Source organism: Thiovibrio sp. Mzg5, assembly GCF_055379285.1.
In genome coordinates, this window is record NZ_AP022872.1 from 760,196 (window position 1) to 772,660 (window position 12,465).

The following is a 12,465-nucleotide window of genomic DNA, read 5'->3' on the forward strand; positions in this document are numbered from 1 at the left end:
CATGGGTTGGCTTAAGGTTCTTGGGCTAAGGGGAGAAACTGTATGTTGAAGCGTCTGCTGATTGCCGGTGGGTTGGCCCTCTGCTGCCTGTCGTGCACCCCGGCCATTCATGGGGTGCCTGGGCAGCCTCCTTTTGCTGCGGATCTCGAACCCTATGAGGAGGCGGTGGACAAGGGCTGTTCCTATTTTAATTTTCTCTGGGGCAAGTCGGCCGAGATAGAAGGGCGCTACGATGAGGCCATCTACGCTTACAAGCAGTCCCTGGTGTGCGACCGGCTGGCTGGGCACGTCATGCGTTCACTGGCCGGGTTGCTCGTGAAAACGGGGCAACGGGAACAGGCCGTTGAATGGGTGAACAGACTCATTGCCCTGAATCCGAAGGATTCGGAAGCCCGGGCGCTCCTGGCCAATCTCTACTCCATAATGGAGCGGTACCAGGAGGCGGCTGAGATGTATGAGGCCATCCTGGTCGATGATCCGCAAAACTTCAATGTCCGGCTGTTACTGGGCGGGTTGTATGCCCGAATGCACGATTACGAAAAGGCGCGGCAGGTTCTGGAAAAACTGGCGGAGATCAATCCGGATTCCTATGCCGGGTATTATTATCTTGCCAAGCTTTACCAGGAGATGCACCTTTTTGAGAAGGCGGCGGAGGCCTTTGACAAAGCCCTGGCTCTCAACTGGTCACCGATGTTGGCCTATGAGGCTGCGGAATTATATGAGCAGGAGAAGCGTTACCCCGAGGCCATTGCCATCTACAAGCGGATTATTGAGGAAGACCCCTCCGATGAAAGAGCGAGGAGCTTTCTGGCCAATGTCTATTTTCGGCAGGGAGAGGTGGATAAGGCGCTTAGAGAGATGGAAGATCTGCGAGACATTTCGACCAACCCGGCCAAGGTCGAACTGGCCATTTGCCGGATTCTCCTCGATGCGGGGAAACGTCCTGAGGCCGTTACCCGGCTGAACGCCATCCTCAAGAAAGATCCCCAGTCAGATGCTGCCAGGGCGTTGTTGATCCTGGCCTATTACCAGCAGGGAGATATTGCGACCACCAAGAAGCTTCTCCGGCAGGTACGGCCGGCCAGCCCCGCCTATGAGGAGTCGGTTATCATGCTGGCCAGAATTCTGCAGGAGCAAAAGGATTTTCCCGGGGCGGAGAAGGCTTTGCGGCAGGCCATGGCCGACAAGCAGTATCGGCGGCTCAATTTTTATGTGGCTCTGGCAATGCTCTACGCAGGTCAGGAGAAGATCGATAAGGCCCACGGGGTGTTCACCCAGGCCTTTGCCGATTTTCCGGACAACGTTGAGGTGAATTACGAGTATGCCCTGTTTCTCCACAAGGTGAACGACACTGCCGGGGCCATGCACCAGATGGAAGAATTGCTGAAGCGGGAGCCGAAACATGCCCGGGCCCTGAACTATGTGGGATATACCTGGGCCGAAGAGGGGCGAAATCTGGAAGAGGCCAAGGCGTATATCGAACAGGCTGTCGTCTTGTTGCCAAAGGATGGTTTTGTCCGGGACAGCATGGGCTGGGTCTATTATCAGCTGGGAGATTTTCCGGCCGCGGTCCGGGAACTGGAGTTGGCAGTGGCGCTCTCTCCCGATGATCCGACCATCTATGAGCATCTTGGTGATGCCTATTTGAAAAATAATGACAGTGCCAAGGCGCGGAAGGCCTATGTGAAATCGCTGGAACTCCAAGAGGAAGAAGAGAAGAAGGCGGCGGTCCGCCGCAAGCTGGAGGCCTTGTTTCCAGAAGACGGCCCGCCTGGCGGCGTGCAATGAATCGTGGTCTTGTCCTGGCCTTGCGTGGGGGGCTGCTCCTTCTTCTGTTGTTGAGTGGCGGGTGCGCCACTCTCCCGGCCACCCGGCCGCTTGCCGAGTTGCAGCAGCAGCGAGCCGTCACTTTGTTCCGGGAGACCATGGCGCGGCAGCAGGAATGTCCCTGCTGTCTTGATGCGCAGGTGCGGCTTTCTGTGAAATCTCTGGTGCAGAATGGCACGATCTCCGGCTTTGTTCAGGCCAAGGCGCCCTCTTTTTTGAAATTCACCGGCCTCAATCCCTTGGGCCAGCCCATGATGTTTCTGGCCACGGACGGGACTTTTTTCCGCTATGTCGCGGTGCCGGAGGGCAAGGGCTATGAGGGGCTGGTTACGGCTGCCGCTTTTAAGAAATATGCCCCCCAAGGTTTTGATCCGGCGCACGGGTTCTACTGGCTTGCCGGCCGACTTGCGCCTGAAAAGCTGCGGATTTTTTCCGTGGCCCAAGACCCGGAAGGACAAGGCCTCTGGCTGGAGCTTGCCTACGCGGTTGACGCTTCCGAGGATAAACCGCTTCGCCGGCATGTGCTTTTTGACCCCGCCCGGCAGGTGATCCTACGGCATATGGTGGCAGACTCTGATGGCCGGATCATGGTCGATGTCTGGTATGACGATTATGCCAAGGCCTCCGAAGGCGGGTCGGACAATTGCCGGTTGCCGGGGGTGATCAGGATTCACGCCAACCATAACGGTGCGCTCATGGAGCTCACCCTGGGGGACTGGTTGCCCGACCCCAGCTTCAACGCGGGAGATTTTCGGGTGGAGTTGCCTGTAGGCTTTGCCCTGGTGCCCGTGCAATAACGCGTAAACGTTTAGCAGCACCGCATCTGCTTTGTCATCGGCTTGCTCATGTGCAATAATAGCCACGTCGCAAGCCTCTTGGTCGGCACTTCTGCCGACAATTGACACACGCATCTGTGGCACTGCTAAGCGTTTACATTTTATGAGCCACTTTTTTTTGGGTTCAGACCATCACTCAAACGATCAACCGACTCCAATCGGTCTGTTTTGTTCAGGAATTATAGATGAATAGCGAGATAGACGCCCTGCTGCCGCAGGTAAGGCAACCCAGCAGGTACGGCGGCAACGAGTTGCATGTGGTGAAAAAGGATTGGGACGCAGTTTCCCTCCGCATGGTCTTGGCCTTTCCGGATCTTTATGAATTGGGCATGTCCCACCAGGGGCTGCAGATTCTCTACCACATTGTCAATGCCCGAGAAAACCTGCTGGCCGAACGGGTCTACACCCCGGATCGCGATCTGGAAGAGCTGCTCCGCGCCCACCATCTGCCCCTGTTTTCCCTGGAATCCCAGCGGCCGGTGGCTGATTTTGACATCCTCGGCATTACCCTGCCCTATGAGCTCTGCTACACCAATATCCTCACCATTCTTGCGCTGGCGCAGCTGCCCTTCCGCAGTGCCGATCGGACCGGGGCGCATCCCCTGGTCATCGGTGGCGGTCCCTGCGCCTTCCATCCCGAGCCGGTGGCGGATTTTTTTGATGCCGTTCTTTTGGGAGACGGGGAGGAGGCGGTGCTGGAAATCGCCGAGGCTGTGCGCTTGGCCAAGGAAAGAGGGGAAGAACGGCAGGCGGTTCTGGAGCGGCTCAGCCGGATCGAGGGGGTCTATGTCCCTTCCTTTTTTGAGCCGCGTTATGACGAGGGCGGTAATTTTCTCGGGATGCGGGTGCTTTCCGGCAATGGTCTGATACGGCGGAGAATTCTTGCCGACCTGGAAGGCGCTAGCATCGAACAGCCCCCTCTGGTGCCGCTTACCCGAATCGTCCACGACCGGCTGGGGCTGGAGATCGCCCGGGGCTGCACCCGCGGCTGCCGTTTCTGCCAGGCGGGCATGATCTACCGGCCGGTGCGGGAACGCACCCCGGAGAAGATCTTTGCCATGGCCGAAAAAGGCATTGCCGAGGGCGGTTTTGAGGAGTTGGCCCTGCTCTCGCTTTCTACCGGGGATTATTCCTGCCTGAGTGAGCTTCTCGTCCGGTTGATGAACCGCTTTGCCAAGGAGCATGTTTCCGTCTCCCTGCCCTCCTTGCGGGTGGGAACCCTCACCCCGGCGATCATGGAGCAGATCAAGCGGGTGCGCAAGACCGGCTTTACCCTGGCCCCGGAGGCGGGCACCGACCGGTTGCGGCGGGTGATCAACAAGGGGATCACCGAGGAAGACCTGATGGCCACGGCGGATGCCGCCTACGGCTTGGGCTGGAAACTGATCAAGCTCTACTTCATGTTCGGCCTGCCCACGGAAACCGAGGAGGATGTGGCCGCGATTCCGGCCCTGGCCCAGAAGGTGCTCAAGGCCGGGAAAGGCGGCAATTGCCGGGTGAACGTGAGCGCCGCCACCTTTGTCCCCAAGCCCCATACCGTGTTTGAGCGCGAGCCGCAGCTCTCCATGGAAGAAGGCTATGCGCGGATGGATGCCGTCAAGAAACGGCTTTATGGTAAGAATTGCACCCTGAAACGGAATGATCCGAGGATGAGTTTTCTGGAGGGGGTTTTTTCCCGGGGCGACCGCCGTCTGAGCCGATTGCTGGAAGAGGCCTGGCAGCGGGGCGCCCGCATGGATGCCTGGTCCGAGCATTTTGATCTGAATCGCTGGCAGGAGGCTGCGGTTGCCTGCGGCCTGGAGCTGGAGGGCTATCTGCGCCGCAGGGAAGTGGATGAACCTTTGCCCTGGCAGCATCTTCGCGTCGGGGTTCGGGATGACTTTTTCGCCGAGGAATACGCCAAGGCCCTGCGGGAAGAGTATACCCCCGATTGCCGGGTGCATGGCTGCCAGCACTGCGGGGTTTGCGACCTGAAAACCCTCAAGCCCGTGGTGCACCGTTGCAAGCACGAGGAGGTCGGGCCGGAACCGGCTTTAAGCGAAGTGCCTTCGCCGGATCTTTCCCCGGCCAAACAGGGGCTCCGTCCGCATTTTATCTACAAGCTTACCTATGCCCGGCTGGGCAATGCCAGGTTACTCAGCCATCTGGAGCTGCTCCAGGTTTTTTTCCGGGCCTTCAATCGGGCCAAGCTACCGCTGAACTTTTCCCAAGGGTTCAATCCGACCCCCAAGGTTTCCTTCAGTCCGGCCTTGCCCCTGGGCACGGAAAGTCTGGCGGAAGTTGTCCTCATTGATCTTTGGGAGCCGTTGGCCGACCTGGGCGCCTTTGTCCCTGCGATGAACAAGCAGCTTCCCGAGGGGCTGGTCGTGAGCCAGGCTGTGCTGGCAGGCAAGGAACACACGGGCACCATGGTTACCACCTATCATCTCCGCTTGCCGTCACTGCCACCCCAGGCGGAGCTGGACCGGGTCATGGCCCAGGAGAGTTTGCCGGTGGTGGTTATGCGCAAGGGATTGGAAAGGCAGCTCGACCTGCGACCGCTGCTGCATGGAATGCGTCTGACCCCGGAGGGCCAGTTGGAGCTCTCCTTGTTCAGCGCGCCCGGACAGCCGGGCGGCAAGCCGGTCGAGGTGGCAGCTAAACTTTTCGGGCTGCCCGAGGAAGAGATCCGTCGGGCCAGGGTTTTGAAGGTGGCGAGTGAGCCGTATCTGGTAAATGAAAAATGAAGAGTTGATCGTTTTAAAGTAAATCAATTTATCTTTCTGGTGAAGTCATGTCTACCGAACTGCTGATTAACGCCACACCCTATGAGATTCGGATTGCCCTGGTGGAACACGGTAATCTGGTGGAGTTTTACCTGGAGCAGCCCCGGGAGAAAGGGCTGGTGGGCAACATCTATCGGGGCCGGGTTGTCCGGGTGCTCTCCGGCATGCAGGCGGCTTTTGTCGATATCGGCTTGGAGCGCACCGGTTTTCTCTATGTGGACGATGTCCATATTACCACCGATGATTTTGAAAAGCGGTTGGCCAAAAGCGACAAGGCCGAGGATTGTGGCGGCGGCTGTTGTGGCAACGAGACTCCGGATTCCCTCTGTCGGCGCACTCCCGGCCTGAATATCGGTGATCTGCTCACCGAGGGGCAGGATATCCTGGTGCAGATATGCAAGGAGCCCCTGGGTACCAAGGGGGCCAGGCTGACCTGCAATATTACCCTGCCGTGCCGGAATCTGGTCTTCATGCCCATGACCGATCATATCGGAATTTCGCGCAAGATCGAAGACGAAACCGTCCGCAAGCAGCTCCGTCAGGACATCGAAACCCTGCGGCCGGCCGGTACCGGTTTTATCGTGCGGACCGTGGCCGAGAATGCCACCAACGAGGATCTTGAGGCGGATATGGAGTTTCTCCTCCATACCTGGGGGGAGATTCAGGATATCGCGGCCAAGGCCGCAGTCCCGAGCCTGGTCTACGAGGATCTCGATATCACCCTGCGGGTGGTGCGCGATATCTTTTCCCCTGAGGTGGAGCGGGTGGTGGTCGATGACCTGAAAACCTTCAACCGGGTGCAGCATTTTGTGGAAACCTTTGCCCCCCGGTTGCAGGGTCGGGTACAGCTTTCGGACAGCCCGATTCCCCTGTTTGACGCCCATGGCGTCGAGATGGATGTGAACCGGGCCCTGGATAAAAAGATCTGGCTCCGCTGCGGTGGCTACATCATCATCGAAACCACCGAGGCCTTGACGGTTATCGACGTGAACACCGGCCGGTATGTCGGCAAAAGCGGTCTTGAGGAGACCATCTTCAAGACAAACATGGAGGCGGTGAAGGAAATCGCTTACCAGCTCAGGCTGCGCAATATCGGCGGCATTATCATCGTTGACTTTATCGACATGGAAGAGGAGATCCACCGGGATGAGGTTTTTTCCGCCTTCAAGGAGGCGGCCAAAAAGGACAAGAGTCGGATCAATATCCTCCGGGTGTCCGAGTTCGGCCTGGTGCAGATGACCCGCAAGCGCAACCGGGAGGATCTGCGGCACATGATGTGCGAGCCCTGTCTCTACTGCCACGGCGACGGCATGTTGAAGTCGGGCCGAACCATCTGCTACGAGATCTTCCGCAAGGTGGAGCGCGAGGCCAGAAAAGCCACGGCCGAGAATGTTGTCTTGAAGGTGCACCCTAGGGTGGCGGCCATGATGCTCAAGGAGGAGGCGGCAACCATTGACTACCTTCAGGGCTCAACGGGCAAGCAGATCATTATTGAGCCGGTCCGGGAAGTCCATCTGGAAAAGTACGATATTCTCTGGGGCAGGGAATAACCGGTCAGGCTGCAGGTCGGTAAAAGAGTGATGCAGGAGCGGGTTTTGCTGGAAGAGGGGAATATTCTTGCTTGACAATGTAGCCCTGTATGGTATTAAGATCGGTTTCACGCACCAGGCGAAATTGGCTTGTTAAGCCCATTTTGTTCGAGGTTTTTTGGCAGCAATCGAAACCATCGCGGTGTGGGGTAAAAAAAGAAGCGTTGTTCACCGAGTCGGCTGGCACCAGCCGTTTATCTGTTGAAGAGTTCAGTTGTTGGAGGAATTATGTACGCAATCATTCGTACCGGCGGTAAACAGTATCAGGTTGCACCTGGCGAGCGTGTCCGGGTTGAGAAACTTGCCGGCAATATTGGTGATACCATTGAGTTGTCCGATGTTCTCCTCATTGCCGATGGAGAGGAGGTCAAGATTGGTCAGCCCGTTCTTGCCGGGGCCAAGGTCATGGCCTGCATCGTGGAACAGGACAAGGCCAAAAAGGTTTTGATCTTCAAAAAGAGACGCCGTAAGGCCTATCGCGTAAAAACTGGTCATCGCCAGCCTTTCACCTCCCTTGAGATCAAGGAAATTTCCGCTTAAACAGGGCAGGAAACGGTCTGGGCAGTCGAAAAAAAAACTGATGTGTGTATCGCGCCATCAGGACTGAAACACATGAGGTGTTATTGTGGCACATAAGAAAGCGGGCGGCAGCTCGAAAAACGGTCGTGACAGTAACTCGCAACGGCGAGGGGTAAAGAAATTCGGCGGGCAGATCGTTCGGGCCGGCAATATCCTGGTGCGCCAGGTTGGCACCGTGATTCACCCTGGCAAGAATGTTGGCTGTGGGCGAGATTACACCCTGTTTGCCAAGATTGACGGCGTGGTGAAATACGAAGACTTTGGCCGCGACAGAAAACGGGTCAGCATCTACCCGGTTGAAGCCAAGGTAGAGATAGCAGCGTAAGGCGTCGTAACGAAGCCGCGCGCTGACCGGGATAATCGCCTGGCAGTGGTGTTGGTACGTGACGACCCCTCAATAATAGTGTGTGCTCGCTGCTGCGGTTGCACTGTCCTGTGCCGCAGCAGTCTCCGGCAGCAATCTTTTACTGGCGGCGACGATGGCGTTTATCGATGAAGCAAAGTTCTTTGTCAAAGCCGGAGACGGCGGCAATGGGTGTTTGAGTTTCCGACGGGAAAAGTTTGTTCCCAAAGGCGGCCCCGACGGGGGTGATGGCGGCGATGGGGGCTCGATCACAATCGAAGCCTCCCGCAAGCTTGCCTCTCTTCTGGACTTTCGTTTTAAATCCCACTTTATCGCGCAGAATGGCACCCCCGGCCGGGGCAAAAGGATGTATGGCCGCAAGGGAGAGGACTTTACCCTGTACGTTCCCCTGGGTTCCATCCTCAAGGATGCGGAAACCGGCGAGGTTCTGGCCGAACTGTTGCACGAGGGCGACCGTTTTCTCGCAGCCCGTGGCGGCGAGGGCGGCAAGGGCAATGTTCATTTTGCCTCGGCCCAGAACCGGGCGCCCCGCATTGCCACCCCGGGCCAGGACGGCGAGGAGCACTGGCTGCGCATCGAGCTGAAGCTGTTGGCGGACATCGGCTTGGTCGGCCTGCCCAACGCCGGAAAATCCACCCTGCTTTCCAAGCTCTCCGCCGCCAACCCCAAGGTGGCGCCCTATCCCTTTACCACCCTTGAGCCGCAGCTTGGCGTCATGCACCTTGCCAACTACGACGATTGCATCATTGCGGATATTCCGGGGCTGATCGAGGGCGCGCATACCGGGGCCGGGCTCGGCCACAAGTTTCTCCGCCATGTCGAACGCACCCACATCCTCCTCCATGTCATTGACGCCTCCACTGCCGATGAGCAGCCGCTGCAGGAATACCGCACCCTGGAAAACGAGTTGCGTGTCTACAATGAAGAGTTGATGGACCGGCAGCGGCTGGTGGTGCTGAACAAGATTGATCTGCTGGAAGACGAGCAACGGCTTGGTGCCTTGCAGGAGCTGTTTTTTAAAGCGGAAGGAATCAAGCCCCTTGCCATTTCGGCCCTTACCGGGCAGGGGCTCGCACAGTTGCAGGAAGTGTTGGGAGAGATGCTGGAGTTACGCAAGACGGACTCGCAAAAAGTCCATCCCACTGATGAAGATGACTCAGAGCTTGTCCCTAACTAAGCTCTAACCAAAAAGTTGCGCCGCAACGCAGTAGCTTGGCCTTTTTGCGACGCCATTAAGAGAGGCGTGATGACCACAGCGATGGAGCATGACGAAGACCTGGCGCTACGCCGCCGGTTTCTGGACCGGGCCAAAAGGGTGGTGATCAAGGTGGGTAGCGCCGTGCTTACCACCGGGGAAGGGTTGAACCTTCCTGTCTTGGACAACCTGGCCAAAGAGATCTGTGTCCTACGCAAAAGCGGTCGGCAGGTGATCCTGGTCAGTTCCGGCGCGGTCGCGGCTGGCCGTCGGAAAATGGGACTTGGCGATCGGCCCCTGACCCTGCGGGAAAAGCAGGCTGCCGCCGCCATCGGCCAGAGCAGCCTGATGCGCTCCTACGAGAAGATCTTCGAACAGCTGGGCCAGAAGGTGGCCCAGGTTCTCCTAACCCACGATGCCCTGTCCCACCGGGACCGGTATCTCAATGTCCGCAATACCCTCTTTACCCTGCTGGACTGGGGCTTGGTCCCCATCATCAACGAAAACGACACCGTCTCTGTGGAAGAGTTGCGCTTTGGCGACAACGACGCCCTGGGCGCCATGGTCACCAACCTCACCGAGGCGGATATCTTTGTCTGCCTGACCGATGTTTCGGGTCTCTTTTCCGCCAACCCCCTCACCAACCCCGAGGCCAGGCCGGTCCATACCGTGGCCAAGATCGACGCTGCGGTGCAGGGTATGGTCGGCAAGGTGCAAAGCGGCGTGGGCACCGGTGGCATGGGGAGCAAGGTCAAGGCCGCCAAGATGGTGGCGGCGCGGGGGGGCTGTTGCTTCATCGGCCCTGGCCGGGAGCCGGACACCATCTCCCGGCTTTTTGCCGGAGAGTTGATCGGCACCTTTTTTCTGCCTCAGAAGGAAAAAATGGCGAGCCGTAAGCACTGGATTGCCTATACCTTGCGGCCGCAAGGTTTTCTGGTTCTGGATGCCGGGGCTTGCAAGGCCGTGCTACAGGGGGGCAAAAGTCTGCTTCCTTCAGGAATTGTTGAGGTCCGGGGCAAGTTCGGCATCGGGGCGCCCATCCATTGTCTGAACGAACAGGGCGAACCCCTGGCCGCCGGGTTGGTCAACTATACCTCCGGTGATATCGACAGGATCAAGGGCGTGAAGACCAGCCAGATTGAAGAGGTGTTGGAACGGCCCAAGGACAGCGACGAGGTAATCCACCGCGATAATCTGGTAATCCTATAAATGTCCAGCAGCACCACATCTGCTTTGTCATCGGTCGGCTCATGTGCAACAGCACACATCGCCGGCCTCTTCCTCGCATCTGTGGCACTGCTGAACATTTATCAGTAATCAATCAAGCAAAATTTATAGCAACGCTGGGGGTATGTGATGTCCATCCAGGAAACTATCAGGCAGATGGCAGTGGCGGCCAAAAAGGCTTCCCGCAACATGGCCAATCTTTCTACTACCGCCAAGAACAACGCCCTGCTGAAGATGGCCGAGGCGCTTCTTGCCCAAAAGTCCTATATTCAGCAGGAGAATGAAAAGGATCTGGTTGCGGGCCGCGCCAAGGGGCTGTCCGCCGCCATGCTCGACCGGCTGGCCCTCACCGACAAGGTGATCGACAGCATGGTCGGGGGTTTGCGCGAGGTTGCCGCCCTGCCCGATCCGGTGGGCGAGGTGAGCGAGATGGCCAAACAGCCTTCCGGCATCACCGTGGGCCGGATGCGCATTCCCCTGGGGGTTATCGGCATGATCTACGAGTCGCGGCCCAATGTGACCGTGGACGCGGCCGCACTCTGCCTCAAGGCCGGGAACGCCATCCTCCTGCGGGGCGGTTCCGAGGCCATCCATTCCAATCTGGCCCTGGCCAAGGTGCTGCAGGAGGTCCTGGCTGCGGAGCAGATTGAGGCCGCAGCCGTGCAGGTCATTCCGGTTACCGACCGCGAGGCGGTTACGGCCATGCTCACTCTTGATGAGCAGATCGACCTGATCATCCCGCGCGGCGGCGAGAGCTTGATCCGTTTCGTGGCCGAGAACTCCCGCATCCCGGTGCTCAAGCATTACAAGGGCGTCTGCCATGTCTTTGTCGATGCCAGCGCGGATCTGGATATGGCGGTGAACATCGTGATGAACGGCAAGGTGCAGCGGCCCGGGGTGTGCAACGCCCTGGAGGCATTGCTGGTGCATGAGGATATCGCCGCCGCCTTTTTGTGCAAGGTCTGGGACGAATTGAAGCAGGGTGGGGTCGAACTGCGGGGCTGCCCGAAGACCAAGGCGATTCTGCCCGAGATCACCGCGGCCCTGCCCACCGACTACGGCATGGAGTTTCTCGACCTGATCCTGGCGGTGCGGGTGGTTGCCGATCTGGATGCGGCCATGGACCATATTGTCCAGTACGGCTCCCAGCACACCGAGGTGATCGTCACCAACAGCTATGCCAACGGCCAGCGCTTCCTCCGCGAGGTGGATGCCTCGGCGGTGATGATCAACGCCTCCACCCGGTTCACCGACGGCGGCCAGTTCGGCCTGGGCGCCGAGATCGGCATCAGCACCACCAAGCTGCACGCCTACGGCCCCATGGGGTTAAAAGAGCTGACCACCAGGAAGTTCATCGTTTACGGGGATGGCCAGGTTCGCGCCTGATCCGCTCTTGCCCGGAGGGCGCATGGAATTTCCGTACAACCTCGGCCAGCGGGTCGGCATCTTGGGTGGCACCTTTGACCCGGTGCATAACGGCCATCTGGCCATTGCCGAGGCGGTCCGGCAGGCGCTGGCTCTTTCGAGCATTCTCTTTGTCCCTGCCTTTCTGCCGCCCCACAAGCCGACCTACACCATCTCCGCCTTTCCCCACCGGGCTGCCATGCTGGAGCTGGCCGTTGCCGACCGGCCTGGTTATTCCGTCTCCCGCCTGGAGGCGGAACGCGAAGGGCCTTCCTTCAGCATCGATACCCTGAAGGCCTTGCGCGGTCTGCTGGGGCCGGAGGCCGAGCTGTTCTTCATCACCGGCATGGATGCCTTTGCCGAAATCCACACCTGGAAGGCCAACCGGGAGCTGCTGGATCATGCCTCCTTCGTGGTGATCGGGAGGCCTGATCATTGCCAACAGTCTTGCGGACAAACGGTGGCGGCGAATTTCCCCGGCTACACCTTTGTCGAGGCCCATGGGCGTTGGCAGGGAGAGCCCGGCCAGGGAGCCATCTATCCGGTGGCTATGGTGCCGATCAAGGTCTCTTCCACCGAGATTCGGGAGACAATCCGGCAGGGCAGGTCGGTACGCGAGCTTGTCCCCGCACCGGTGGCGGATTACATTGAGGCCCAGGGGCTGTACCGCTGACCTGCC

The 12,465-nt window shown here is 58.7% G+C and carries 10 protein-coding genes; all 10 read left to right on the forward strand.

Annotation, left to right across the window (positions count from 1 at the left end):
• Positions 1-42: 42 nt before the first annotated feature.
• Positions 43-1,788, forward strand: coding sequence for a tetratricopeptide repeat protein (locus ACZ46D_RS03480; RefSeq protein WP_464928645.1), 1,746 nt, complete (start codon positions 43-45; stop codon positions 1,786-1,788).
• A complete protein-coding gene (locus tag ACZ46D_RS03485; RefSeq protein ID WP_464928646.1) occupies positions 1,785-2,624 on the forward strand; it encodes a hypothetical protein in 840 nt (279 codons plus the stop codon). Before ACZ46D_RS03480 ends, ACZ46D_RS03485 begins: the two co-directional genes overlap by 4 nt.
• A 224-nt stretch (positions 2,625-2,848) precedes the next feature.
• Positions 2,849-5,389 carry a TIGR03960 family B12-binding radical SAM protein gene (locus ACZ46D_RS03490; RefSeq protein WP_464928647.1) on the forward strand — a complete coding sequence of 847 codons (2,541 nt, stop codon included), beginning with the start codon at positions 2,849-2,851 and terminating at the stop codon, positions 5,387-5,389.
• A 47-nt stretch (positions 5,390-5,436) separates the two neighbouring features.
• Positions 5,437-6,978 carry an Rne/Rng family ribonuclease gene (locus ACZ46D_RS03495; RefSeq protein WP_464928648.1) on the forward strand — a complete coding sequence of 514 codons (1,542 nt, stop codon included), beginning with the start codon at positions 5,437-5,439 and terminating at the stop codon, positions 6,976-6,978.
• Positions 6,979-7,245: 267 nt separating this feature from the next.
• Positions 7,246-7,557 carry a 50S ribosomal protein L21 gene (rplU, locus tag ACZ46D_RS03500; RefSeq protein WP_464928649.1) on the forward strand — a complete coding sequence of 104 codons (312 nt, stop codon included), beginning with the start codon at positions 7,246-7,248 and terminating at the stop codon, positions 7,555-7,557.
• Between the two features lie 85 nt (positions 7,558-7,642).
• On the forward strand, positions 7,643-7,921 hold the full coding sequence (rpmA, locus tag ACZ46D_RS03505) for a 50S ribosomal protein L27 (protein ID WP_464928650.1): 279 nt from the start codon (positions 7,643-7,645) through the stop codon (positions 7,919-7,921).
• A 154-nt stretch (positions 7,922-8,075) separates the two neighbouring features.
• Complete coding sequence (gene obgE / locus ACZ46D_RS03510) at positions 8,076-9,137, forward strand: GTPase ObgE (protein ID WP_464928651.1); 1,062 nt, start codon at positions 8,076-8,078, stop codon at positions 9,135-9,137.
• A gap of 69 nt (positions 9,138-9,206) precedes the next feature.
• A complete protein-coding gene (gene proB / locus ACZ46D_RS03515) occupies positions 9,207-10,364 on the forward strand; it encodes a glutamate 5-kinase (RefSeq protein WP_464928652.1) in 1,158 nt (385 codons plus the stop codon).
• A gap of 147 nt (positions 10,365-10,511) precedes the next feature.
• A complete protein-coding gene (locus tag ACZ46D_RS03520; protein ID WP_464928653.1) occupies positions 10,512-11,768 on the forward strand; it encodes a glutamate-5-semialdehyde dehydrogenase in 1,257 nt (418 codons plus the stop codon).
• 22 nt (positions 11,769-11,790) lie between these two features.
• Positions 11,791-12,459: a nicotinate-nucleotide adenylyltransferase gene (gene nadD, locus ACZ46D_RS03525; protein ID WP_464928654.1), complete on the forward strand. Its 669-nt coding sequence runs from the start codon at positions 11,791-11,793 to the stop codon at positions 12,457-12,459.
• Positions 12,460-12,465: the final 6 nt, after the last annotated feature.